At 68.3% G+C, this 23,536-nt stretch carries 23 protein-coding genes; 15 read left to right on the top strand and 8 right to left on the bottom strand.

Features of this window, described 5'->3' with window-relative positions:
• Nucleotides 1–183: 183 nt before the first annotated feature.
• Nucleotides 184–2,082 carry a hypothetical protein gene (locus tag ACIBX3_RS60215; protein ID WP_397129849.1) on the bottom strand — a complete coding sequence of 633 codons (1,899 nt, stop codon included), beginning with the start codon at nt 2,080–2,082 and terminating at the stop codon, nt 184–186.
• A gap of 46 nt (nt 2,083–2,128) precedes the next feature.
• On the opposite strand from ACIBX3_RS60215, the gene ACIBX3_RS60220 reads away from it, so the two are divergent.
• Complete coding sequence (locus tag ACIBX3_RS60220) at nt 2,129–2,260, top strand: hypothetical protein (protein ID WP_397129850.1); 132 nt, start codon at nt 2,129–2,131, stop codon at nt 2,258–2,260.
• A gap of 370 nt (nt 2,261–2,630) precedes the next feature.
• Here ACIBX3_RS60220 and ACIBX3_RS60225 read toward each other — a convergent pair whose 3' ends face one another.
• Nucleotides 2,631–2,825, bottom strand: a complete 195-nt coding sequence (locus tag ACIBX3_RS60225; protein ID WP_397129851.1) for a hypothetical protein — start codon at nt 2,823–2,825, stop codon at nt 2,631–2,633.
• Nucleotides 2,815–4,629 carry a helix-turn-helix domain-containing protein gene (locus tag ACIBX3_RS60230; protein ID WP_397129852.1) on the bottom strand — a complete coding sequence of 605 codons (1,815 nt, stop codon included), beginning with the start codon at nt 4,627–4,629 and terminating at the stop codon, nt 2,815–2,817. Before ACIBX3_RS60230 ends, ACIBX3_RS60225 begins: the two co-directional genes overlap by 11 nt.
• Before the next feature lie 1,048 nt (nt 4,630–5,677).
• On the opposite strand from ACIBX3_RS60230, the gene ACIBX3_RS60235 reads away from it, so the two are divergent.
• From ACIBX3_RS60235 to ACIBX3_RS60255, 5 genes are all read left to right on the top strand, one after another.
• Nucleotides 5,678–6,103 (top strand): hypothetical protein, encoded by a 426-nt coding sequence (locus ACIBX3_RS60235; protein WP_397129853.1) that lies wholly within the window; start codon nt 5,678–5,680, stop codon nt 6,101–6,103.
• Nucleotides 6,104–6,172: 69 nt separating this feature from the next.
• Nucleotides 6,173–6,565: a hypothetical protein gene (locus ACIBX3_RS60240; protein WP_397129871.1), complete on the top strand. Its 393-nt coding sequence runs from the start codon at nt 6,173–6,175 to the stop codon at nt 6,563–6,565.
• Nucleotides 6,486–6,833: a hypothetical protein gene (locus ACIBX3_RS60245; protein WP_397129854.1), complete on the top strand. Its 348-nt coding sequence runs from the start codon at nt 6,486–6,488 to the stop codon at nt 6,831–6,833. Before ACIBX3_RS60240 ends, ACIBX3_RS60245 begins: the two co-directional genes overlap by 80 nt.
• 142 nt (nt 6,834–6,975) lie before the next feature.
• The gene (locus ACIBX3_RS60250) at nt 6,976–7,533 is read left to right on the top strand and encodes a hypothetical protein (protein WP_397129855.1); all 558 of its coding nucleotides are present in this window, start codon (nt 6,976–6,978) and stop codon (nt 7,531–7,533) included.
• Nucleotides 7,534–7,674: 141 nt separating this feature from the next.
• Nucleotides 7,675–7,917, top strand: a complete 243-nt coding sequence (locus ACIBX3_RS60255) for a ParA family protein (RefSeq protein ID WP_397129856.1) — start codon at nt 7,675–7,677, stop codon at nt 7,915–7,917.
• Between the two features lie 553 nt (nt 7,918–8,470).
• Here the strand turns inward: ACIBX3_RS60255 and ACIBX3_RS60260 are convergent.
• Nucleotides 8,471–11,374 (bottom strand): AfsR/SARP family transcriptional regulator, encoded by a 2,904-nt coding sequence (locus tag ACIBX3_RS60260; RefSeq protein ID WP_397129857.1) that lies wholly within the window; start codon nt 11,372–11,374, stop codon nt 8,471–8,473.
• A 567-nt stretch (nt 11,375–11,941) separates the two neighbouring features.
• Between ACIBX3_RS60260 and ACIBX3_RS60265 the strand changes: the two genes are divergently transcribed.
• From ACIBX3_RS60265 to ACIBX3_RS60285, 5 genes are all read left to right on the top strand, one after another.
• A complete protein-coding gene (locus tag ACIBX3_RS60265) occupies nt 11,942–12,334 on the top strand; it encodes a hypothetical protein (RefSeq protein ID WP_397129858.1) in 393 nt (130 codons plus the stop codon).
• A 55-nt stretch (nt 12,335–12,389) separates the two neighbouring features.
• Nucleotides 12,390–12,797, top strand: coding sequence for a hypothetical protein (locus tag ACIBX3_RS60270; RefSeq protein WP_397129859.1), 408 nt, complete (start codon nt 12,390–12,392; stop codon nt 12,795–12,797).
• 182 nt (nt 12,798–12,979) lie between these two features.
• Nucleotides 12,980–13,378, top strand: coding sequence for a hypothetical protein (locus ACIBX3_RS60275; protein WP_397129860.1), 399 nt, complete (start codon nt 12,980–12,982; stop codon nt 13,376–13,378).
• Between the two features lie 97 nt (nt 13,379–13,475).
• Entirely contained in the window at nt 13,476–13,778 is a 303-nt protein-coding gene (locus tag ACIBX3_RS60280; protein ID WP_397129861.1) for a hypothetical protein, read from the top strand.
• 124 nt (nt 13,779–13,902) lie between these two features.
• The gene (locus ACIBX3_RS60285) at nt 13,903–14,592 is read left to right on the top strand and encodes a hypothetical protein (protein WP_397129862.1); all 690 of its coding nucleotides are present in this window, start codon (nt 13,903–13,905) and stop codon (nt 14,590–14,592) included.
• 256 nt (nt 14,593–14,848) lie between these two features.
• On the opposite strand, the gene ACIBX3_RS60290 is transcribed toward ACIBX3_RS60285, so the two are convergent.
• Entirely contained in the window at nt 14,849–15,586 is a 738-nt protein-coding gene (locus tag ACIBX3_RS60290) for a hypothetical protein (protein ID WP_397129863.1), read from the bottom strand.
• Nucleotides 15,587–16,326: 740 nt separating this feature from the next.
• On the opposite strand from ACIBX3_RS60290, the gene ACIBX3_RS60295 reads away from it, so the two are divergent.
• Genes ACIBX3_RS60295 through ACIBX3_RS60305 form a run of 3 tightly spaced genes read left to right on the top strand, consistent with a single transcriptional unit; the run spans nt 16,327 to nt 20,857 of the window.
• Nucleotides 16,327–16,869, top strand: a complete 543-nt coding sequence (locus ACIBX3_RS60295) for an RNA polymerase sigma factor (protein WP_397129864.1) — start codon at nt 16,327–16,329, stop codon at nt 16,867–16,869.
• Entirely contained in the window at nt 16,866–17,750 is an 885-nt protein-coding gene (locus ACIBX3_RS60300) for a hypothetical protein (protein ID WP_397129865.1), read from the top strand. Before ACIBX3_RS60295 ends, ACIBX3_RS60300 begins: the two co-directional genes overlap by 4 nt.
• Nucleotides 17,747–20,857 carry a S8 family serine peptidase gene (locus ACIBX3_RS60305; RefSeq protein ID WP_397129866.1) on the top strand — a complete coding sequence of 1,037 codons (3,111 nt, stop codon included), beginning with the start codon at nt 17,747–17,749 and terminating at the stop codon, nt 20,855–20,857. Before ACIBX3_RS60300 ends, ACIBX3_RS60305 begins: the two co-directional genes overlap by 4 nt.
• Before the next feature lie 114 nt (nt 20,858–20,971).
• On the opposite strand, the gene ACIBX3_RS60310 is transcribed toward ACIBX3_RS60305, so the two are convergent.
• The 3 genes from ACIBX3_RS60310 to ACIBX3_RS60320 all read right to left on the bottom strand — a co-directional run bounded on the left by ACIBX3_RS60310 (nt 20,972) and on the right by ACIBX3_RS60320 (nt 22,861).
• Entirely contained in the window at nt 20,972–21,163 is a 192-nt protein-coding gene (locus ACIBX3_RS60310) for a hypothetical protein (protein WP_397129867.1), read from the bottom strand.
• A 5-nt stretch (nt 21,164–21,168) separates the two neighbouring features.
• Nucleotides 21,169–21,300: a hypothetical protein gene (locus ACIBX3_RS60315; protein ID WP_397129868.1), complete on the bottom strand. Its 132-nt coding sequence runs from the start codon at nt 21,298–21,300 to the stop codon at nt 21,169–21,171.
• Between the two features lie 256 nt (nt 21,301–21,556).
• Nucleotides 21,557–22,861 (bottom strand): M50 family metallopeptidase, encoded by a 1,305-nt coding sequence (locus ACIBX3_RS60320; protein WP_397129869.1) that lies wholly within the window; start codon nt 22,859–22,861, stop codon nt 21,557–21,559.
• Between the two features lie 449 nt (nt 22,862–23,310).
• Between ACIBX3_RS60320 and ACIBX3_RS60325 the strand changes: the two genes are divergently transcribed.
• Nucleotides 23,311–23,536: hypothetical protein (locus ACIBX3_RS60325; protein ID WP_397129870.1), on the top strand; the 226-nt coding region annotated here is incomplete at its 3' end.

Consider the following 23,536-nt stretch of genomic DNA (forward strand, 5'->3'; position numbering starts at 1 on the left):
GAACGCCTTCGCCATCACCTTCGAAGGCCGCCTGACCCCGGCCACCCGATAGACCCAGTCAAGATTGAGATACACCGATCACTGGACAGACCCTCGGCCGCCGGCAGCGCGGCCCCGGCCGAGACGGTGATGCTGTGGGACGCGGTCGCGGCCCTGCCGTCCGCCGGTGAGTCCCGGGACGGTCTACCGGCCGGGAGGGCCCAGATCGCGGTCTCGGCTGAGGTTCTGGGAGCCGGGAGTCGGCGGTGACCAACGTGTTCCACCCGTCCCGGGGCCGTCCCGACCGGGAGAGGACGGCAGCTCCACATTCCCTCGCTGGTCCTTCGGTGCGGGGAGGAATTCATCCTCCGGCGCGCGGGCCAGGGCTTCCGAGCGAGAGGAGGATCCCGTCGGGCGCGCGAGGCCGTCGTGCGGTTCGCGGGAGGGGTTGCCCAGCGGCTGTGGCAAGGATGGGCGGGCGCCTGCTGTGGGTCCGCTCCGAGGATCGTGCGCCGGCGGATCCCCCGGTGCTCGGCCGGTCTGCTCGGTCGCCTTGAGGAGCTCGCGCCGGCGAGCGGTGGCTGATCGCTCGGGGGTCACTTCCCGCGACGGCTCGGAGCGCTCAGTCGGCTCACCCGGCTCGGGGGCATGCGATGCGGCGGCGTGCGGAGCGGGCTCCGGCGTAGGTGGGGCCGTCGGGCGGCCCTGGGACCCGGGCGGATCGGGACGAGCGCCCTGTTCACCGGCCGCCGCGGACGCGCGCGTGCGGTCCTCGCCAGCTGCCCGCCCTCGATGGGCCTCTCCGGCGTCCCACCCGCGGTAGGTTTCCCCGGCGTCCCGCCCGCGATGGTCGCCGGCGGCGGACCATCCACGGAAATCATCCGCCAGCAACGGCTCCCGGAAGTCCCCCGCGCCTGGACGCCCGGGCGGAGGACCGTTTGGGGGACCGCTCCGCGAGCCAGGCCCCTCTCGCGCGTCGGGAGGCCGCCGTCGCTCGTCCGGAGCCCGTGGTTCGTCAGTGGCCTGCCGAGTCGCGGCGTGGCGCTGCGCATACCGCAGGATCTGCTCGGTGAGCACCCGGCACAGAAAGGCGATCCTGATCGCGCTCGCATCGAACCGCCGACGGAGGCGGACCTTGTTGCGGAACCCCATCGACACGCCGATCCGCCGGTACAGCGAGCGCAGTCCCGTGATCAGGCTCGGCTCGGTGAGGCGCTCGAACTCCCTCTCCAGGCGGGTCAGAAGGGTGGCGAGGGCACGCTCCACGATGTCACGGGCGATCATGGCCGCGGCGTCCCTGTCGTGAGGGTCCGCCAGCAGCCGGCGCATGGCCGCCCGCCGCCCGCTCCGCAGGTGCAGGCTGTCGATGCGGATCAGGAAACCGTCGGCACGGAGGATGAACGTGTTGCGCTGGAAGCACCGGTTGCCGATCTGGACGCCGCAGGAGCGCCTGACGACGATCAGCCGCGTGTCGTCCGGATGCCTGCGGGTGAAGGACTCGGCCGGCGACCCGCGGAAGGCCGGAAGTCCGGGGAGGCGGATGTCGGTCCTGAATCCGTCATCCGCGCCCGGTGAGATCAGGGCGAGCAGCGCCGCCAACGCCTCCTCATCCAGTGCGATCTCGAGCTTGGAGAGGACGATGTCGTAGGTGTCGGTCTGTGAGTTGTATGCGCCGATCTGTATGCCGACGCAGTCCCTGATCCAGATGATCTCGGGTTCCGCGACCGGCTGACGGGCCGGCGGGCCCTCGGCGACGTCCGCCTCCGGCACGGGACCAGCCGGATTCCACCCGTACGACGTCCGCGTGATCTGCCGGGCCTGCCATTCGACGGCGGCAGGGGGCGGCTGCGGCCGGTCGTCGGGCCGCTTCTCCCCCGTGCGGCGCCCCTCAGGACGCGGCCCCGACGGTTCCGGCGCCCGTGGAGGCCGTAGCGGCCATTGGTAGACGATGTGGTCGGGCGTGACGGTCACCTGGCACCCGCGCCGCCCGCGCTTCCGCCGTGCGTGGCCGGTTTCGCGCAGCGGCGCTTCCCCCTGCTTGTGCCGGGAGTACTGTTCGTCCGACAGCTCGTCCGAACCGGCCCATTCAGCGAGGGCGATCAACGTCCGCTCCCAGATCCGCAGGAGGGGTGGACGGGCCGAAGGTGCAGTGCACGAATTGCACGCCCTTGGCGCCGTCTTCCGTGACGACTTGGACGCCACTGCTGTGCTCAACGTGGATCCCGACCTTGCCCAGCGGGTCCTGCTCGTGCGCGGACGCGTCCGGCTCCTCGACCGGTGACGTCTTCCTCCGCCTGCCCTCCACCATTTTCTGAGCCCTCTCAGTGAGCCTAGTGCTCAGGCCGGCCAGGGAGCCGGCCGCCAGTGCGGCGATGACCACTGTTAAGAGACCGTCCACCGTGCTGCCTCCTGCGAGCGTTGGTGACTCGATGCTGCAGCACCGTCGGACTCACCTGTCGGCCAGATTCCGGTTTGTGTGCTGCGGCGGCGCCAGTAGAGGACGAGGCCAGCGATCAGGACGAGGCCGGTGGCGGCGCCTCCGACGGCCCACCCTGTGCCGGAACCCCCCGACGGACTCGACGCCACCATCTCCGGCCCGCTGGGTTCCGGGCTGCTCCCCGGCACCGCGGCGGGCTTGCCCAGGGCTGTGATCAGGCGGCGTCGAGCGTCGGCCCGGCCCGCAGCGAGCCCGGGTCGATCTGCACGTTCCCCGAGCACAGGGACGACGTCAGCGCCACCTGCGGCACCGCCTCGAGGCCAAGAGCAAAACCGAAGACCCGAGCAGACCGATCCCCGCCGTTGACGTGCGCGAGGCCTGCTGACAGGGGGCCGGTGCTACCGGACATCAGCGACGGCATCACCTTCGGCCGCCGTTTCAAGAGCGCCGCCCGGACGAGTCGCTTCCCTGGCGCCAGGCGGCAGATCATCAAGGGCGGGTACGCCCTGGCGCGGCAGCTCGACGAGTACCGGCTCCTCGGTGACGCGCAGGCGGTTGCCCGCCCTGACGGCCGCCACCCGGCCATCGAGGCGGCGCACGGCCTCGATGGGGGCCGCCATCGTGATGGTGGCCGTGCCGGTATCCGTCCACAGTATGGCCGCCTCGCGGCTGCGGCCGGGCTGAGTTATGGCGAAATCGCAGCGCCAGACGTTCGCTGGCAGTCCGATGGTCGCGCCGCGCCCGCAGGAGTAGTGGCGGGCGTGCGCGAGCCAGCGCTGCAGTTCCTCGACGGCCCGGGCGGCGGCGGTGGGAGGGCGGCCGACGGCCTGAAGCACGATAGGGATCTTGGTGCCGCCCCAGTTGTAGAAGTACATGCGTTCCAGGTTGAAGTGGCGTGCGTACAGGCCGGTCAAGTAGAAGCGGACGGCGTAGTTACGCGCCCTGACCTCCTCCAGCCTGTCTTGAAGGGGGATGTCGTACGTGGTGCCCGTGCTCCACAACCGCGGATGGATGCCGGCCTGGTGGAAGGCGCGGTCAGCGGTCGCGGCGAGTTCGAGCATGGTCTCCGGTGGATCGCTGGCCTGGCGCTGGTGGAGCTTGATTCCGGCCACGTCGCAGTGGTCGAAACCGCCCAGCTCGGCGAAGCGGCGCAGCGAAGCGCGCCCGTCTGCACTCCACAGCCGCCCCATTCCAGGGCATACCAGGATCGCGGAAGGATCGACGGAGCGGATGATGCGACTGGCCCGGCGCGTCATCTCCACCAAGGTCTCCATGCTCCCGCTGTAGAAGCGGGAATCGTTGGCCAGGACCCACAGCTCGTACGCCTCGATACGCCCGCGATAGCGCGTGGCCAGCCCGGTCACGAAGCCGTCCCAGTCGGCCAGCCGGTCCGGAGGCGACGTGCGCGAACCACCGGGATAGGGACCGATGGGCCCGCCGGGGCTGGCCCACTGAGGGGTTCCCCCCATGACGAACAGGACCGGCCGCCCTGCCCGGCGCGCGCCGTTCACCAGCCGGTCCAGGACCGACCAGTCGAACTCGCCGCGGCGCGGCTGCAGGTGCGCCCACAGGGTGCCGCTGTCCCACAGGCGTACCGCGCCCACGCGGAAGCCGGGCATGGCGCCTGTCGAACTGTTGACTGTGACTCCGAACAACGTGGCCGGGACGGGGGCGGCCGGGAGCGTCCAGACGTCGGGCACGACGGCGTCGCCCTGTGCGGGCGGCTGCGACTGCGCCGGCACGGCGCGTCTGTCGGCGGGGGCCAGGATCAGCGTCATCACGGCCAGCAGGCCGGCGAACATCACCAGGGCGCCCGCCCGGCGCGCCTGCCCGTGCCGTGGCGCCGCCACGCCGGCCAGCGCGGCACCTGGCCGGCCCGGCGCTGAGGGGACGGGTGCCGAGCGGACGGGTTCGGCGGCGGGGGCACCGGCGGGCCCGGGCTCCCGCTCCGCGATCTCGGCCGGCGAGTCCTGCGCAGGCAACATCGCCGCTTCCCAAAGGCGGTAAAGACGGCTCAGCTCGTCGGGCCGCGCTCCGCAGACGCGGGCGATGCGCTCGATGATGCCAAATTCCGGAGGAAGTGAATGACCCGTGCAGTAGCGGTGGACGGCGGACTTGCTGGCGTTGATGACACGGCCGATGGATTGGTAACTGTGTCCGCTACGCTCCTTGAGTAGCGTGAGTAATGCGCCCAGCTCCGCGGATTTCGGCATGCTACGTCCTCGCTTTCGGCCGTGACGTCGGCGTGCGCCGTGGTTCGTGACCAACACGCAAGTACGCTTCGGGTACTTCCCTCACCTTGGCAGAAGGCCCATGAGCGCCCAAGATAACGAGCTCTCCCCAGCGGCGCTAGCGCGCTGTTCGCGGCGGTGTGGCGCCCGCGTCGCCGGCGAAGATGGACGCGGCGTTGTTGCAAAATACCCGTGGACGGGCGGTCATATCCGTCTGGGAATTCCCGCTACCGACCATCGACGCAGGCCAGCAGCTTCCGAGAAGACCGTGTTCTCGGAAGCCCTCGGGACGACACTTCCGAGAACACGGTTCAGGGGGCGACGTACGGCCAGCCCAGCGCTTCCGAGAACAAGCGGCCGGACCGCAAGCGGGAAATCTCGGCCGGATATGTACAACACCCGGACTGAGCGATCCGAGATGGCCGCCAAGGCGTGCAGTTTCCTGCACGCTGCATTGGGTCTGATGACGGGTTCGGGAGCCGTGGCTGGCGGTTCAGCGTGGCTCGAAGGGGTTTGAACCCCCACGGGTCGCTGTGCGGCTCGCCGCGTTCGCGCGGCTCGAGCTGGTAGGCCCGCCAGATGTCGGCCTCGGTCAGCGGTACCGGCACGCCGTGCCGCAGCCGTTCCCTGCGGGCCCGCTCACGGTAGGTGCGGTTGAAAGCGGCGTACGACAGGTCCGGTTCGGCCAGTCGGCGACGCCTGGTCGGCGAGCGCATCGGCCGAGACGCCGCGCTTGCCCCAACGCATGCGCCGAATGGTCGGTGTCTCACGCCCGGCTCATGACGCTGGGTACCGATGCGTGAATGCCGCCCGAACGTCGCTGGAGATCTCCGGCGCCCCCGACGGCGCCGGAGAGTCTGCCTCCCGGCGTGTTCAGGACGGGCCAGCCGTCCCGCAAACAGTACGCCGTCGCAGCGTGCGGGGCCTGCAGCGTCCCACCCGTCCCGAAGTCGTCTCGGGGACCTTGCCGGAACCGTCGACCCCGCAGCAGGCTCCAGTGGACCAGATCGCTCATCGAAAGGTCCGATCCATGAACCTGTCATTGCCGACCATTCGGCGGCGCGTCATCGCGATCGCGTGCGCCCTCACCATGTCCGTGCCGGTGCTCCAGGTGACGGCGGCCTCGCCGGCGAACGCTGACGGCTGCGACGGCGGGGTCGTCTGCTCGGCCATCACGAACCTGTCCGTCTTCCGAGTCCGCGTCTACCAGGACTGGTGCGAAGGAAGCGGACCGTGCGCCGGTACGGCCCAGATGTGGCTCAGCCCGGGGGCATCGACCCCGCTGCTGGAGGACTGGGACGCGTTCCGCATCGACGCCGGCTGGTGCTACTCGTACGCCATCGCGCCGCCCGGCCTCCCGGTCCGCCAATACGGCGAGCGGTGGATTCGGGTCCGCAACGGCATGCGGGCGAACATTCTCGGGCAGGCGCGGGTGCCGTCCTTCCTCTGCGTCTAGCGGTGGTAGTTCGTTGAATCAAGACAGGCCGGCGCCGCCGTGGCGGCGCCGGCGGCATTGTGGGCGTTGGTGCTGGTCATGGCGTTTGACCTTCTGTATGCCGGCGAGGAAAGCCTAGTGCGCCGCCCCTACCGCGAGCGGCGTGAACGGTTGGAAGATCTCATCACGCCGGGAACTCACTGGCAGGTGTCAGCGGTCTTCGACGACGCCAAGGCCGTTCTCGACGCCACCCGCCAGCTCGGCCTGGAGGGCATCGTCTGCAAGCGGCCGGATGCACCGTATAGACCGGGTCGCCGCTCGCCGGCATGGCGGAAGATCAAGAATTCGCAGGTGGCCGATGGTCATCGGCGGCTGGAAGCCTACGGGCCGTGGCGGCCGCCGAGTGGACAGATTGCTGCTCGGCCTGCCCAACAGTGCCGGGCGGCTGACATATGTCGGCACCGTCAAGACCGGCTTCACTGATGCGATGCGCACCGACCTGGCCACCCGGCAGCGCCCCTTGCAGCAGCAACGCAATCCGTTCACCGGCCAGCCGCAGGATGAGCCCCTCCACGGTGTGCGTTGGGTCCGGCCCGAGCTCGTTGGGGAGGTGCGCGCCATGGAATGGACCGCCAACCGACACCTGCGGCTGGCGTCCTGGCGAGGTCTCCGACCAGATCTGGACCCCTCCGATCTCAACATGGCTGAATTGCGTTTGATGCAACAACAGTGCGAGATCACGCCACGCTGATGACGCAGGCGGCTCGATGGAAGCCACCCGCTTGGGGGCTGGGAAAACCTCGTGCCTGCGCGCTAGGAGCATCGTTGAGAACCACCGTCCATGCAGCGGGCATGCGGCTGCGCGGTAGGCCGCGACGAGAGACGATGACGATATGACGCCCACTGACGCGGACGCGGTCCGGATCGACCACGCCAGGAGTCTCCGGCAGGAGCTGCGCGACCTCTTCCGCCGCCAGGACCCGGCCGAGCTGCTCGTCATGAAGGCGGGCAGAAAGTACGCTTTACGCCGGCTGCGGCCCCACCTCATCTATCTCGTCCCCGCTGCGGCGCTCTCGCTTGCCGGGCTGACCCCCGTAGCCGAGCGCTGGCCGTCCCTCTGGTGGTGGGCCGTGTGCGTGATCACCGTCGCGGTATTCGCGCTGGCCGTCATGATGGCCTACTGGAGTGACAGAGCCTTGCGTACCTGGAGTCCCCAGGCCGTCGAGCTGGCCAGCCGGGACGCCGAGCTCATCCTCTACTGTGATGATCCGGCCGGCCGCGCCGCTCGCGATGTTGCTCGTTTCTTCAGCGAAACAGGAGCGACCTGGCCGATCCGTGTTCGCGTGCACTACCCCTATGGCGTGTCTGTCACCGCCGGCAGGTGCACCGACATGCCGTCCCTGCGCCGTCGTGTCGCCGGCATCTTTCCTGCCTTCGATCAAGGTCGGTAACGACAAAGCGAGCGCTGTTATCGGCATCCGGGCCCGACGAAGTGGGAGCATCCAGGAGCCGGCCACATGCTTGATCCGGAGGAACCTCCGATCATGGCTGAGAGAGATGCCGTTGAGCCTCCCGCAGCGTAGGCTCGCGATATGGCAAAGGAAGAGGACACGGTCAGCGTCGACGAAATATCCGTCGTCGGTTTCACCCGAGGCGGCGACGAGAAGACTGCCGTCACTCTCGCAGCCGGTCTCGCCCTCCACGGGCAGCGGGTCATCATCCCCGATATGGACCCACAGGGCTCCGTCTTCTCTCCCGTTTACGATCACTTCATCGTCGACACGCCGCCCTCTCCTTCTCTGCTCAGCGACAGGGGCCAACCGCGCCAGGCCTAGACGGGCGCGGCGTAGGCACCGACCCAGCGTGGTCTCGCCGGGACCTTCTCATGTACGGCGGCGGCGGTGCAAGGCGCCGGAGCCAGGAGCGCCTTGCACCGTTCCGCACCCGCCTGGCATGCTCACGATCATGACGACACGAAGCGACAGCGGCGGTTGGGCTCCAAGCGGCACGGCTGGCTGGCTCCCCTACAGTGTTGGCGGCGGTGTACGCCACATGGGCGGTCACCGGGTGATATCGCGGTGATGCTGGCGAACGGCGCGATGCGCAATGACGCAAGGTATCGAGTGATGTCCGGTTCGCGACCCAGCCTCGGCAGGACCGTCCGGCAACCTCGACATCGTGACCCTCGCGGCCGAGGCTGGGCTGAAGCGCCACCATCTCACGCACAAGCTGCGCAAGAAACTCGACAAGGTTCGTTCCTCCACCGTCAGACCACTCAGTGATCCCGCTCAGGTGAACGTGGCTCTGGCGATCTTTGTGTGGTGCCGTCACAGACGGTGGCCGGGACGTCGATTCGTCGACGATCTCGGTCACGTCGCCGCAGAGCTTCTATCGGTGGGGCCAGTACAACCGTTTACCAGTGGGACCCCCGGCCGTGGTCGAGTGCAGCTCAGTGTCGGCGAGCTGGGCGCGGACATGACTGGCGTCGGGGTGAGCGAGCTCATCGAGAATGATGAGGGCTTGCCGCCAGATGTCGCGGGCGGCGTCGAGATCGCCGCTGGTGTGGTGGGTGTTGCCGAGACGGATCAGCGCCTCGATTTCGCCGATGCGATCGCCCAGGTCCAGGTGCAGCTTGAGCGCCTGCTGGTGACAGCATTTGGCCAGGTCGTATTGACCGAGGTGGTGGTGTGCGTAGCCGAGACCGTCGAGGGATGCGGCCTGACCGTTGAGGTCGCCGAGTTCCTGGAACAGGGTGAGGGCTCGGCGGCAGTACATGAGCGCTTGGTTGTGGTGTCCGAGTAGGGCGTGGCAGTTGCCGACCCCGTTGAGCGCCTTGGCGTGTCCGGGGTGGTGGCCGGCGGCTCGGAACAGGTCGAGGGCTTGCTCAGCGTGGTCGAGTGCCTCCTTGTAGCGACCTTGTCGTGACAGGGCCCAGGTGAGCTCGTGATGTGCGTGCGCCTGGCCGGGGTGATCGGCGAGATCGACGGCCAGGCCGAGGGCCTGCGCAGCGTGTGTGTGGGCGCGGTCAAAGTGGCCGAGCAGGGTGAAGGCGCGGCTGAGGTGGCGGTGGGCGTGGGCCTGTCCGCGAGGATCGGCCAGTCGGCGCGAAGCGTCCAGGGCGGCCTGCTCGACGGTGGCCCAGTCGAGAAGCAGGCCGCGCCATCGCAGGAATGGGCTCAGCGTCCAGGCCAGGTGCCGCACATCTTCGTCGTGCCCCTTGGCGGCCGCCTGCTCCACGGTCGCGAGCAGCACGGGGTGTTCGGTGGTGAACCAGGTCCGTGCTTGTTCGGACCCGGCGATCGCCTCGGCGCTCACCCCCGGCGCGGCGGGGGCGTGTGCGATCGGGCGTCGGTGCGGGGCCAGCAGCAGCGTCGCGGTGTGAGCGGTGTGCAGGTAGTGGTCGAGCAACCGGCGGAACGCTTGTTGCCGGTCGTGTTCAGTGTCGATGGCGTGGACGAGCTCGACCGTGTAGGTGCGGAGCAGGTCGTGCAGGGTGTATCGGCCGGGCTTGTGTTCGACGACCAGGTGCGCGCCGGCCAGTTCGGCCAGCAGCGGCCGGACCTCGTGCACGGCCACGCCGGCCAGGCTGGCCGCGGCGGGTGGGGCGATGTCCGGGCCGGTGAGCACCCCCAGGAACCGGAACAACCGCGCGGCTGCGGGGTTCAGCGCATCGTAGGACCAGGAGAACACCGCCCGCGGATCGGTGGCCGGGTCTTGACCGGCCAGGGCATCGAGCCGATTGCGCGCGTGGCGGAGTTCGCCGGCCAGCGCGGTGAGGGGGAAGCCCGGGTGGGTGGCGGCTCGGGCGGCCACGATGACCAGGGCGAGAGGCAGCCCCGCACACCGGGCGATGATCTCATCCACCACGTGGGGCTCGGCCGCTACCCGCGCCAGCCCGAGGCGGTGGACCAGCAGCTCGCGTGCCTCGGCGTCGGACAGCGGATCCAGCCTCAGCGGGTGGGCGCCCTCCGCGGCGACCAGGCCGGAGAGCTGGCTGCGGCTGGTCACCACCACCAGGCAGCCTGGTGCGCCGGGCAGCAGCGGACGGACCTGCTCGGCGTCGCGGGCGTTGTCCAGCACCACCAGCATCCGCCGGTCCGCCAACAGGCTGCGGTACAGCCCGGCCTGCCCGTCCAGGTCGGGCGGGACACGGTCCGGCGCTACCCCCAGCGCATCCAGGAATCCGGCCAGCGCCTCCGCCGCGCCCACGCAGGACCCGCTTGGGTCGAAGCCCCTCAGATTCACGTACAACTGCCCGTCACCGAATCGGTGGCGCACCCGATGCGCCCACTGCATGGCCAGTGCGGTCTTGCCCACCCCGGCGATACCGGCGATCACCGAGACCCGTACCAGGACCTGATCGCCCGATCCCAGCATGTCGTCCAGCCGCTTGAGGTATCCGATGCGGCCGGCGAACGCCGGCACCTCCGCCGGGAGCTGCGCCGGCAGCGGACGCTCCGATACATCAACATCCCGTGGCTGTTGCACGGGCCTGCGCACGGAGAGAACCGTCGGCACGGGGTCCGGCGCGCCGGCTGCGAGAGTAACCGCTTCTCCGCGGAGGATGGCCGTGTGCAGTGAACGCAGCTCAGGACCGGGCCGGGCGCCGAGCTCGTCGTCGATTCGCCGGCACGCCCTTGCGTAAACCTCCAGAGCTTCGGCACCACGGCCGGCCAGGCTCAGAGCCTGGATCAACCGGGCCACCAAGGACTCCGCCAGCGGGTAGTCGACGATCAGCTCCTCGAGGCGTTCGATCACCGGAGAGTGCCGGCCCAGGTCCAACTCGGCCTCGGCCCAGTCGGTCAACGCACCCAGCCGCTGTTGCCGCAGCCCCTCGCGGACCCGCGCCGCCCACCGCCCAGCCATTCCGTCCAGTGGGGATGCCCGCCACAGGCCGACGGCCTCGCCAAGCAGGGCAGCGCGCTCCGGCCGGTGGCGGTGATGGGCGCGGGCCTGCTCGACCAGCCGGCGAAACCGGTGAAGGTCGATGCGATCGATGTCCATGATCAGCTGGTAGCCGTCCGCCCGGCGGTCCAGCGCGATCTGTCCATTGTCGAGATGTCGTGCCTGCTCCAGCACGCGGCGGGAGCGTGCGACATAGGTGTGCAGCACGTTGCGGGGTTCGCGCGGTGGGGCGTCGTCCCATATCCGGTCGATGAGTGTCTCTGTGGCCACCGGGTGCCCGGCATCGACGGCCAAGGACGCGAACAGGATCCGTTGCTTGGCCGGCCCGAGATCGAGGCTGCGGCCCCCGGCCACCAGCTCGAACGCGCCCAGCAGCCGAAACTCCATTGCGCATCCCCCATCGGCGCGAAACCCGGCAAGTCCAGCGGCAAAACCATCGAACCACAATTGTCGGTGGCCATTCAAGAAAGGCGAAGGATTTCTGAAGGCGATCCCATTTACCTTTGTCACGTCCGCCCTCATGGTGGAACCGGCAAGGCGCGATGTGACGAAAGAATCACATAGCGTACATGGTCGGTGGTCGATCGTCTACACGGGAGGAGATGGGATGCGCATCCGGGAGATGGTTCGTGTTCTAATTGGACCTGGTTTTCCCGCTCCGATTCGCAGTTTTCTGAGATCGAAATCGAACTGGTGAAGAAGGGCGTTCTCCGGGTCCAGGTTGCGCTCAGGCCGCCCCATGGCGGACACCATATCCCCACGATCCCGCCGCGGTGTTTGAATTCGCAATCACTTCCGCCCTTGTGATGGCCACGCGAGATTGTTTGTTCAGCGGCTCAGCCGCCACTGAACAACGCGCAACGGTGCTAGACCGGGATGGGCCGGGATCCCATGCCATGTCCTTTCACCACTCACCGCGAAACACCTGATCGCACGGGAAAGAGAGCAGGGAAAATGAAACTTCGCCGGGCCGCCACCGTATCCGCGGGCGCCGTGTCGCTGATCGCCTCCTGCCTGGTGCCCTCATCCGCCGCCGAGGCCGCCGTGGCCTGCGACGTGCAGATCGGCACCACGTACAAGTCCGGGAACTACATCGTCGGATACGGCAGCCTCAGCGGCTGTCCCAGCACGTCGACCGCCGATCTCTATATCCAGCGGCAGGTCATTCCCGGATGGTGGAAGCGGGCCAGCGGAATAGCGACCGCCCATCAGGGTTACGACACCTATGTACGCTACAACTGCTCCGGAACGGGAACGCAGAGCTGGCGCACCCTCATCTACGGCAGGACCATCGGCGGCAGCGCCCGGGTGAAATCGTCGAACACCATCAGGGTCAACTGCGGATGATGAACCGCACCCCGAAGTCATCGGCTCGTTGTGAGCCGGTGAGAAAGGAGAACTCATGCGCGCAGACGCGACATCGGCGCTCCGCCGCCTCGCGGCCGGCCGTTTATGGGCGATCGCGGGCCTGACCGCCGCCCTCTTGCCTCTCGGGGGCGTGGCCGCCGCCGCATCGTCCTCGTCCGCGCCGGCTCCGGCGGTCATCTGCGTGCCCCAAGCGCCGGTCTGCTACGGCATTCGCGGCACCGTAGGCGCCTACCACTACTGGTTCTGGATCCAGCCTCCGCCGACGTCGGCCGTCTTCTCGTTCACCGTCAACGGCGCTCCTGTCTCCGGCACGGTGTCGAGGCGTACCGTGGGCGGCGCGCTCGAGGGCGAGTTCCGGCCCACCTCGCCGCTCACCAGCGGGGACCGCGTGTGCATGCGGTATGCGGGCGGAGCCGGCCCGTACTGCGCCACCACCCCGTAAGCCCCGCCGAGGACTTGTCGGAGCCATCGGCGGAAACTGAATCCCGCCGCGTGCAGCCGTCACGGGGTCGCCGTCATATCCATCCAGAAATTCTCGATGCCGGCCGACGGCACAGGTCAGGATTGATGAAGGGAAGATTGCCGATGAGGCACCTTAGCGCGTTATTCTTCACCGCGGTCACGATGATCATCGCCGCTATATCGACGCTGGTCGTCACAACACCGGCGGCTGCAACAACCGCGACGGTTCTCGCGTGCACGAACAACGGTCCTTACAGCTTCAGGACCGCCGTCGCGACAACGTACAGCACAATATACGTCCACCGGGGATCGGGGTGCGGCGGCGACGCCATCTCATATGGCCGAACCACTCTGGTGGGTTCGGACGTCGTCATCTACGCCATCGACATCGCGTGCGACAACGTCGGCCTGACGACAACCGTGTCCGGCGGATGGTCGGTGCCGTCCACTGGCTGCAACACAACGAACAGCCATAGGACGAGCAGGTCGTCCTCTGGTGGCACCTTCTGGGTCACGGTCGGCGGGAGGTACATGTCCCCGCTGCACTCGATCCCGATCTAGCCGCGGCCGCACCCTCGTTCGACCGCTCATGATGCAGGCCCGTCTCAGCACGAGGCGGGCCTGGCGCTGTCGCCAACGGTCCCCACCAACGGCGCGATTGCCGGCATCCGGGGCGCGGATCGGCACGGGCGAGGAGGCGTGGGGCGCCGACATCGTCTTCCGGGTCAACGGCCCGTCACCGGGCGAGGTGGGCAAGTCGAAGGACCGCGCCGCACTGGTCTTCTCCACACTCGCGCCGGCCCTCAACCCCGAGCTGGTCGACGCGCTCGCGGCGCGGCCGATCACGGTGCTGGCGATGGACGCGGTGCCCCGCATCGGCCGCGCCCAGTCGCTCGACGTGCTCTCGTCCGATAGCTGGAACGTTGCTTCTTATCTGTTCGCCGGGGCGCGCATCTGTTAGAGAGCAGGCATGGTGTCGTGGGAGCGACCGGCGGCGGTCGTCCTGGCCGGGTTTCTGGTGCTGGCCGGGCTGCTGGTGCTGGTGGTGCGGGCTGGCGCTGCTGTCGGCCAAATTCGGTGATCCCATGCCGGAACCGGATCCCGGCAAGCTCAAGGCGCGCACCGCCGCGCCCACGACCACGGCACGCCGCAAGGGGGTGTGCTGCATCTGCCACACGAGCATCAGAACGGGCGAAACCATCGCCCTCAACGTGATGCTCCAGCAGTGGGGGCACCTGCGATGCGTCGACCCCGACCGGGCCCCCGAAGCCGCCCAGCCAGCCGCCCCAGCATCCCTGCCTGCCGCCGGCACCAGTCCTCAGCCCACCGCTCGCCGACGGCTGCCGACGGCTACCAGCCAGGATGGCGACGCGCGCATGCTGCCCTTCCTCTACCTACGCGCCGACCTTGGCGACATCTACAACGACGGCCGCCTGCCGGTGGCCTGTCCGCAATGCGGTGACATGAACCTTCATCTGGACGTCGTCGGATTCGCCTCAGGCGACTTCGACGAGCTCCGACGGTCGCAGGAGGTCTCCTTCCCCGACTGCCTCGTGGCCGACAGCCCGGACACTGCCGCCCTCCAGGAGGCTCTTCACTATCGTGGCCCAATGCTCGCCATCCAGTACCTGTGCGAAGCCGGCTGCCGCGGCCGGATCGAGCTGCGCGACCACAAGGGAAGCCTGTTCGGAAGTTTGCATAACCTGCCCCCTGAGCCCGAGGTCGACATCGACGATGAAGATGAGGACGCCGCATTGCACATGTCCGGTGCGTGAGCCTGGCTCGGCCCCATCGCACAGGCACTTCACGCCGCCAATTTCACATGACTCCGGTCACGGGAGCCAGCCGCGGTAGCGCAGGCTGGGGGCACGTCCCCGGCAGAAGGACGAGCAGTACAAGCGGGCCCGGCCCGGCCCGACCATGGGCTGGGCCATCGGCTGGGCACACACCCGGCAACACCCAGGGCCGATGAGGGGAGCGAGATCGGCTAGCAACTGCTCAACGCCGGGCAGCTCCTCAGGCAGCGGATCGTCATCGGCCCGGCAACCGGTGTAGGCCAGCAGTTGTTGACAAAGCGGCCCGCAGCTCGGTGAGGTCACGCCGGCGGGCGCCGAGCAGGGCGAGGTAATCCTCGATCGGCCAGTGGATGAGGGCTCCCGCCCGCGTCAGGCACACACCGACCCGGTCGATGCGATACCGGTCGGCGAAGTCCATCAAGGTGTAGCCGAGGAGCTGCAGGATCATCGGGAGGGGGAAGCGCTCGGTGCGACGGGTGCTCTTGAAGTCGATCAGTAGGCCGTCCACGATGAGGTCGGCGTCGGCGGAGACGTAGGCGCTGCCGTCGAAGGTGGGCCCGGGCAGGCACATCTCTGGTGTGGTCGCGTGGCGAAGCTGGCCCAGCGGCCCATCGCTTGCAGCCTGCACCTGCGCGACGGTGTCACGCACGAGGTCGTGATGTGGGAGTGCCAGCAGCGTGGTCAAGGTGAAAGTGCCAGGACTGGCGAAGGCCTCCCTGCACAACGGAGTCAGCGGAAAGGCCACAGGGTTACGGAAGTTGAGGGCGTACCACGCGGCCCCAAGAAGCAGACGGGCCAGGCATTCCTCCTCCTCTTCGGTCCGCGCCAGCGGACGTTCGCGGTCGTCGAGCTGCAGCTCGGAGAGCGTCGCGCGCAACCGCTCCAGCAGTTGATGGCCAACCGTCTCCATCACCTCCCAGGCCGTATGCTGGCCGAGGGCCAGTGCGGTGGCACGGAGGTTGTCCACGCCCATGACGGTGGCGGCGTCGACGCCTGCGACTTGAGTGAAGGCGAAGCGCAGACGCTGGTCGATTGCGGTTCCCCAGTTCCTGCCTCGTAGCCGACGCCCGGCCCTGGCAAGATCAAGGGCGTGGTCGGCAGCTGCACCAGATAACTCGCACGAAGCCGGCGAACGCCCGCCGACAGCTCTCGATCTAGGAACCGGCGTAGCGGCGTGCGGGGAGAGGCCAACCCTTGCGTCAGGCTCATACCCGGGGAGAGTAGACGCTGACAGTGACAAAAATTAACTGATCGTGATTGTCGGCATTCGCGATCAGTCCGTGGGGCCGTGACCTCCGCATCAACCTGCCATCCTCCTTGGCCGACGCACTTTCCGGCCCCCTGAGGTGTTCACGAGAGGGGATGACCTGGCGGAATAGGCGAGTCCAAAGATCGCTTCCCGCGCGAGGGATGATCGCTTCCCAAGGGTTGAGGTTAGCCGGCAATGGTCTTGATCTTCGATAGCGGTCGCGAACAGACGGCGGGCAGGGAAGCGCTCCGCGTGCATGCCGGTGCCGCCGCCCACGTCCAGCACCCGATTCGGCGCCGGGGGCAAGGCGTTGCTGAGACATCCTCCAGAAGGAGGAAAGGCAGACGATCCACTGCTCAGCGAGACGCTCCACCTCAACGAAGCTTTCACCGCGTTCTCGCTGTCACACCCGTACGCTGCCGGACATTTACTGGCATGTGACATTCCTAAACCAGAAGGAAGCAGTGGAGCCCCGGCAGCGCTTTGAAGAGCTCTACACGGGGCACTACGCAGCCGTCTCCGGTTATGTCCGGCGTCGCACCGACCATCCGGACGACTGCGCCGATGTGATCGCCGAGACGTTCACCACGGCCTGGCGGCGGCTGGTGGACGTGCCGGCCGGTGACGAAGCCAGGCTGTGGTTATACGGAACGGCCCGGCGGATCCTGGCCAACCATCGCCGTAGCGCCCTCCGCCGTACGGCCCTGACGCTGCGCCTTCGTGAAGAACTTTCCGCGTACGACAGTACGGCGCCGGACCGGGCGCCGGAGGGGGCCAGGGAGGCGTTCGCGCGACTGTCGGACGACGACAGGGAGCTGTTGTCGCTGATGGGCTGGGAAGGGCTCGGCACCGACGAGATCGCCAAGGTGCTGGGCTGCTCGCGCGTGGCGGTCCGTCAGCGCCTGCATCGTGCGCGTAAGCGCCTGGCCACCGAGCTGGCCGCCATCGACATCGACTTGAGCACGTACGGCCCGCGTGCCGTGAGCCTCGCCAAGGAGCGCGCATGACCCCCGACCACGTCGTCAAGACCCTGGCTCCCGACCCCGGCCCCGGGCTCACCCCGGCCGCGCGGGAGATGCTGACCCAGATCATGGACACGGCCGAGCCCGAGCCCAGTGCCCGGCGCCCGCGGTGGCGGCCGCTGCTGGCGCTGCCGATCGCGGCGGCGGTCGCCGCGGCGGGCTGGTCGGCCACGGTCGTCTTCGGCGCCGTACCCGCCTCCGCGTTGGACATCACGGAGGAGGGCGACCACTACCTGATCGAGGTCAAGGACCTGTACGCCAGCCCCGAGGTGTACGAGACCCAGCTCAAGGATGCGGGCGTGGACATCTCGCTCAGGGTCGAGCCGGTCACGCCTTCCTTCGTGGGCGAGATCTCCACCCACACGTCCGGCCGGAACACGGGCCCGTCCCCCTACGCGGACAAGATCAAAACGATCGACCGCCCCAAGAACTGCGACCTCGTCGACTTCGGCCGTAGCTGCCCGATCGGGCTCACCATCGCCAAGGACTTCACCGGCAAGGCCGACATCCTGCTCGGCCGCCAGGCCCGTCCCGGGGAGGAGTACCAGGTCGTCGGCATGCTGGATGCCCCGGGCGAGCCCATGCACTGCAAGCCGTTCCTCAACCACCGGGTGAGCGAGGTCCGGCAGACCCTGGCCGGGCTCGGGCTGTCCATCGGCGAGTTCGCGGTCAAGGAGCCCGGCGAGCGGGGCACCGATCCGGAGATCAAGACGTCGGTGCCCGACTCCATGTACGTGACCAGCGGCTGGCTGTACGAGTACGGCAAGGCCAGCCTCACCGTCAGCGAGCAGCCGATGGACGAGGAGCTCAGGCGGAACATCCTGGGCAAGTACGGCTGCCCCGTGAACGACGGGAGCACGTCATGAAGGCGCTGATCGGCACGCTGCTGCTGGCGGCGACGACCGCGACGCCGTTATCGGCCGCCCAGGCGGGCGCCGGACCCGCCGGGAACGTGGTCACCCTCATCACCGGTGACCGCGTCATGGTGGCCGGCAAGGGATACCACGTGACGCCCGGCGACGGACGCGAAGTGACGTTCACAGGGCAGGTGCGCGGGGGCCACCAGTACGTGATCCCGTCCGACGCCAAGCCACTGATCGCCAAGGGCCTGCTCGACAGGCGCCTGTTCGACGTCACCCAGCTCCTGCAGTGGGGCTACGGCGACGCCACCAGGACGGACATCCCTCTCATCCTCCAGTCGCCGGAGGGGCGCGCCGCGCCGCTGCGGGCCGCTGGGGACGTCCGGCGGCTCGCCGACGTGGGCATGACCACGCTGCGCCTGCCCAAGACGAGCACCGCCCAGACGTGGCGAGACCTCACGGGCCAGGGCGCCCGCACACTGGCCGCGGGGACGGCCAAGCTCTGGCTGGACGGCCGCCGCTCCTTCAGCCTCGACCGGAGCGTCGAGCAGATCGGCGCCCCGCAAGCGTGGAAACAAGGCTTCACCGGCAAGGGCGTCAAGGTCGCCGTGCTCGACTCCGGGTACGACCCCGACCATCCGGACCTGAAGAAGGTGGTCAAGCAGGCACGCAACTTCAGCGAGGAACCCGACATCCGCGACAACATCGGGCATGGCACCCATGTGACGTCGATCGTCGCGGGGGCGGGCGAGAAGTACAAGGGCGTGGCGCCGGACGCGGAGCTCGCCGTCGGCAAGCTGGGCAGCAGGGAATTCACCGACTCGGCCCTGCTGGCCGCCATGGAGTGGGCCGCTGTCGAGGTCAAGGCCAAGGTGGTCAACATGAGCCTCGGCGCACCCGACACCCCCGGGCTGGACCCCGTGGAGCAGGCGGTGAACGTGCTGTCGGAACGGACCGGCGCGTTGTTCGTGGTGGCCGCGGGCAATGACCCCGTCAACCCGGTGAAAAGCCCCGGCAGCGCCGACGCCGCCCTGACGGTCGGCGCCGTGGACCGGCAGGGCCGGATGGCCAACTTCTCCAGCGCGGGGCCGCGCGACGGCGACCACGCGATCAAGCCGGACGTCACGGCGCCCGGCGTCGGCATCGTGGCCGCGCAGGCCGGCGGCACCCATATCGAGATGAACGGCACCTCGATGGCCACGCCGCACGTGACCGGGGCCGCCGCCATCCTCGCGCAGCGCCACCCCACGTGGACCGGCCCTCAGTTGAAGGCGGCTCTCATCGGCAGCGCCGCGCCCGCGGAGGACGCGACGCCGTACCAGCAGGGCGCCGGACTGGTGGACCTGGTGCGCGCGCTGGCCCAGCCCGTGACGGCCGAACCGGCCAACCTGCATGCCCTCTTTCCCTTCGGCGCGGCAGAGCAGATGCAGACCAGGACGATCACCTACACCAACTCCGGCGACACCCCGGTCACACTCGACCTGACCGCCGAGGGTGACCTGCTTGACCTCTCCGCCGACCGCGTCGAGGTGCCCGCGCACGGACAGGCGCCGGTCATGCTGACGATCGACGCGCGCGGCAAGGCGACCGGCGACTACCCGGGAACCGTCACCGCCAGATCAGGAGAACAGGTGATCCGGACGCTGGCCGGCGCGTACGTCGAGCCGGAGTCCCACAACGTGACCATCACTGCCGTCGGCAAATCCGGCACGCCGATCGACCCAAGGGCCACCATCTACAACCCGGACACCGGCGCCGAACGCGACCTGGTCTTCGAGCAGGGCCGCGCCGACATCAGACTGCCCAAGGGGCAGTGGAACCTACTGACCGACACCCCTGAACTGGAAGGCACCACGATCGCCCACACCATCATCACCGTGGGCGATACCGACCAGCAGGTGACACTGGACGCACGCCTGGGGAAACAGGTCCGCTTCGCGATCGACGACCCCGACGCGGTCCAGGACAACGGTTTCGACTTCCAGGTGGCGTTCGGGAAGTGGGCCGCGTCCTGGGTCTCGTTCAAGAAGTATCCCGACAGGCTGTTCGTCGTCCCGACCCGCCAACCAGGGCTGAAGTTCATGATCAGGAACATCTGGGTGAACAAGACCGCCTCGTACGTCTATGACCTCGCCCAGCGCCACATCGACGAGCTCCCCGACGAACCCGTCTACGCGGCCAAGCGGCGGAAGCTGGCGAAGGTGACGGCGACATACCGGGCCTCCGGCGCGGCGGCCAAGGCCACCCCCATCACGGGGGCGCGCCTTGGCGACGCCGCTGACGAGTTCCTGCAGGCACCGCTGCAGGAGATGGACCTGCCCGGCACGCTGACCCATTACCGGACACCCGGCCTTGTCTGGGACAGCGCGCTCCTGGCCGGGACCGCGACGATCGTGGACGAGGGAAGAACCGCACGGCGCGGATCCACCCAGGAGCTGTGGAACGCCGCGGTGACGGGCCCTTCGCTCGCTGGGGTCGGCGCACGGCGTACCGGTGACAAGCTGGTGCTCAACGCCGGCGCCCTCTTCGCCGACGGTATCGCTGGGCGGGCCGGGACGGACTCAGCCGCCACGGGTTCCGTCACCGTCACCAGGGATGGGCAGGTGCTCGCCAGGGCCGACCTCGCCGGTTGCGGAATCGACGATCCGGATGCGTGCGAATTCCGCGCGAACCTGCCGGCCGAGGCCGCCACGTACACGCTCAGCGCGTCCCTGCGCCGGCCGTCGTCCTCGACGCTGTCCACGACCGTGGACGCCGTCTGGACGGTGCGGTCCGCGCGCGCAGAGGGAGAACGGCCGTTGCCGCTGATGGCGATGCGATACGCCCCGGCGGGGCTTGACGAGTTCAACCGTGCCGCCGCCGGCTCGCTGACCCGGCTGCCCATGTGGCTCGAGCGGAGTACCCCGGTCAAGAGCGTCCGGCTGGAGATGTCCGCTGACGACGGCGCGACCTGGCGCCCTGTTCCCACGGTTCGCGCGGGCTCGGAATGGACGGCCACCGTGCTCAATCCGCGCACGCCGGGACATGTATCGCTCCGCGTGCGGGTCGAGGGAACGTCCGGCGCCAGCCTCACCCAGACCGTCATCCGAGCCTACGCCGTGGGATCGGAATAACCGACCACGAGTCGCCACCGAGGCTACGCCACCGTCCTGGACGAACAACCTGACCTTGCCGGTCTCCAGATCCCCTTGCGCGAAGCCCCGGTGGCGGCCGCCACCACCGATCACCTATCCCGCCGTCCACCACCGCAGCACCGAGCGCGGTGAACTCGTGTAGTCGTCCTCCTTCTCCGAGAACCACGGGTTGCCGAGCGCGTACTCCGTCCACAAGCCGCGGGTCGCGTCCGGCGCCTTCAGGTACTGACAGCGCTCTGCGTGCGACACACATCGGCGTGGAACCAGGAGGTCATGCATCACCATGGGGTTCAGGGTCCGTCGGTCCAGATGTACCAGGGGACCTTGAAGTGTTCATACCCTCGCTCTTCTAGGTCCGGTGCCCGATCCGGGATGTAGGCGAAGCCGTAGCTCTGCCAATCCATCGTGAGCTCGGTGACCATGAACCTCGCTCCACCAGGGATCTTCTCCACATCGTCCACAAAATACAGGCCCCACCATCGATCCGCCCCATGTAGCGGGGCTGGACCTGCAACGGAACCTGAGCGCCACGCAACTTCAACCGCAGCTTCGCCAAAGCCATCGTGAGGTTCCCCCCGTTAACCAACGAGTCATAGGCCGCCAAACCCGGAGATCCCTGGCCTGACCTTCTGTATTGTCGAAGGGCCCGGCGCGGATCTATTGGCTCGAACCGGTCCGTCAGTTCGTCAGTGTGAGCGGGTTGACCAAGTCGGCGTAGACCAGCAGACCCGCCATGATCATCATTGCCAGTGCCGCCGCGTACGTCAGCGGCAGCACCTTGGCGATGTCGACGGGCTTGGGCTTCGGCCGCCGCATGATCTTGGCGTAAGCCCGTTTGAGGCCCTCCCAGAGCCCACCCGCGATGTGCCCGCCGTCGAGCGGCAGCAGCGGGATCAGGTTGAACATGCCGATTGCCAGGTTGAAGCCGGCCAGCAGGTTGACGAAGGTGGCGATCTTTTCTTCGTTGGACAGGTCGGAGGCCAGGATCTCGCCACCCAAGCGGCCCGCGCCGACCATGCCCACCGGGCCCTCGGGGTCGCGTTCCTCGCCGGAGAAGGCCGCGTGCCAGACGCCGACCATCTTCTCCGGCAGGTTCAAGATCGAGCCCGCGACCTTGGCCGTCACCCCGCCCATGTAGCCGATCACCTGGCCGACGCTCTGCTGCTCCATCACCTCGGTGGGCCGCACGCCGAGGAAGCCGACGTTCTTGTCGGTCTTCTCGGGGTCTTCGAGGTTGGGCCGGTCCTGGGCGATGAGGGTGACGTCGAACGTCATCGGCTTACCGTCACGCACGATGCCGAGCTTGACCGGGCCGGCGCCGTGGGAGCGGATCAGGCGCTTGGCGTTTTCCCAGGAGCTGATCGTGGCGCCGTCGAAGGAGACCATGCGGTCGCCCGGCTTGAGGCCCGCCTGCGCGGCCGGGGTGGGCTGGTCGCCGGGCTTGCAGGCGGCGCGCTGCTCGGAGACGGGGATTACGCACGTTTCGGTGGTGGGCGAGACGATCGGGGCCTCGGCGGGCAGGCCGATACCGACCAGCAGGATGGTGAAGAAGACGAACGCCAGCACGAAGTTCATCAACGGCCCGCCGGACATGATGATGACCTTCTGCCACCACTTCTTGCGGTAGAAGACGCGGTTTTCGTCGCCTGGACGCACCTCTTCCAGCGCGGCCTCGCGGGCGGACTCGATCAGCCCTTGGAAAGGTCCTGTTGCCGTGCTCCTGACCTTGGCGGGATCCTCTCCGGGTCGCGGCGGCAGCATGCCGATCATGCGGATGTAGCCGCCGAACGGGATCCACTTGATGCCATATTCGGTCTCGCCTTTGCGCCGGGACCAGGCCGTGGAGCCGAAGCCCACCATGTACTGGGTCACCTTGACGCCGAAGAGCTTGGCCGGCACCAGGTGACCGAGCTCGTGCAACGCGATGGAGATCATCAACCCGAGAAGGAAGAGGATGATCCCCGCGACGTAGAGCCAGTCCATCTAGGGCGCTCCTCAGCAGGCGACATGGACAGATGTGAAGACCGAGACGAAAGGTGCGAAGGTCCAATGTAGTCCAACTCGCCACACCACGAGGCTGACCGCATTTCCCGAGCATTGATGCGCACGTGCGTCACGTACGTCTGCAGCAACCGATGGCCTTGGCCGGTGGCTCTCCTCGCCACAGGTCGTCGATCCACCGGTCCACGGAAAACCACCTCGTTCCTGGCGGCGACCAAGAGCGCGAGCGGCGCGCGCTGGCGCGGGCCTCCACGTTGTACGGCGACGCCGTTCACATTCGCGGTGAGCGTGCCGAGGACGCATAGCCGGATCTTCATATGGCTACCATGCCGATTGGCCCGGAGAGCGTGGAGGGAGTCGATGGGGTTCCGGTGGGCTTGCTCGGCAAGCCGGTGAAGTGCTGTGGAGCGTGCGCGGATACCCCGGTTACCGTGACGCTGAGCACGCTGGACATCGTAGTCCGTGGGAGATTCTCCCTACCCCGCGGGAACCTGATCGCGGACCGGCTGGAGAAGAAGCCCAGCGACCGGCCTCTGTCTCACCGCTTGGCGGGTCCGCTTCGCGGCGAGCAGGCGTGTTCAAAGCGGTGCCATCTGGAGCGACACCAGCTCGGCATATCGCATCCCATCAGAGATCAGATCGTCGTGGGTGCCCCAC

The sequence above is a fragment of the Nonomuraea sp. NPDC049480 genome (genome assembly GCF_044465905.1).
Lineage (GTDB): Bacteria > Actinomycetota > Actinomycetes > Streptosporangiales > Streptosporangiaceae > Nonomuraea.

What these genes read in the sequence shown, in the direction of transcription:
- ACIBX3_RS60265 (WP_397129858.1), top strand. Translation starts at nt 11,942, where the DNA reads ATGAAACTTCGCCGGGCCGCCACCGTATCCGCGGGCGCCGTGTCGCTG.
- ACIBX3_RS60230 (WP_397129852.1), bottom strand. Translation starts at nt 4,629, where the DNA reads ATGCCGAAATCCGCGGAGCTGGGCGCATTACTCACGCTACTCAAGGAG.
- ACIBX3_RS60305 (WP_397129866.1), top strand. Translation starts at nt 17,747, where the DNA reads ATGAAGGCGCTGATCGGCACGCTGCTGCTGGCGGCGACGACCGCGACG.
- ACIBX3_RS60320 (WP_397129869.1), bottom strand. Translation starts at nt 22,861, where the DNA reads ATGGACTGGCTCTACGTCGCGGGGATCATCCTCTTCCTTCTCGGGTTG.
- ACIBX3_RS60285 (WP_397129862.1), top strand. Translation starts at nt 13,903, where the DNA reads ATGCCGGAACCGGATCCCGGCAAGCTCAAGGCGCGCACCGCCGCGCCC.
- ACIBX3_RS60260 (WP_397129857.1), bottom strand. Translation starts at nt 11,374, where the DNA reads ATGGAGTTTCGGCTGCTGGGCGCGTTCGAGCTGGTGGCCGGGGGCCGC.
- ACIBX3_RS60315 (WP_397129868.1), bottom strand. Translation starts at nt 21,300, where the DNA reads ATGGTCACCGAGCTCACGATGGATTGGCAGAGCTACGGCTTCGCCTAC.
- ACIBX3_RS60250 (WP_397129855.1), top strand. Translation starts at nt 6,976, where the DNA reads ATGACGCCCACTGACGCGGACGCGGTCCGGATCGACCACGCCAGGAGT.
- ACIBX3_RS60300 (WP_397129865.1), top strand. Translation starts at nt 16,866, where the DNA reads ATGACCCCCGACCACGTCGTCAAGACCCTGGCTCCCGACCCCGGCCCC.
- ACIBX3_RS60235 (WP_397129853.1), top strand. Translation starts at nt 5,678, where the DNA reads ATGAACCTGTCATTGCCGACCATTCGGCGGCGCGTCATCGCGATCGCG.
- ACIBX3_RS60275 (WP_397129860.1), top strand. Translation starts at nt 12,980, where the DNA reads ATGATCATCGCCGCTATATCGACGCTGGTCGTCACAACACCGGCGGCT.
- ACIBX3_RS60225 (WP_397129851.1), bottom strand. Translation starts at nt 2,825, where the DNA reads ATGTCCGGTAGCACCGGCCCCCTGTCAGCAGGCCTCGCGCACGTCAAC.
- ACIBX3_RS60310 (WP_397129867.1), bottom strand. Translation starts at nt 21,163, where the DNA reads ATGGTGATGCATGACCTCCTGGTTCCACGCCGATGTGTGTCGCACGCA.
- ACIBX3_RS60270 (WP_397129859.1), top strand. Translation starts at nt 12,390, where the DNA reads ATGCGCGCAGACGCGACATCGGCGCTCCGCCGCCTCGCGGCCGGCCGT.
- ACIBX3_RS60255 (WP_397129856.1), top strand. Translation starts at nt 7,675, where the DNA reads ATGGCAAAGGAAGAGGACACGGTCAGCGTCGACGAAATATCCGTCGTC.
- ACIBX3_RS60290 (WP_397129863.1), bottom strand. Translation starts at nt 15,586, where the DNA reads ATGGGCGTGGACAACCTCCGTGCCACCGCACTGGCCCTCGGCCAGCAT.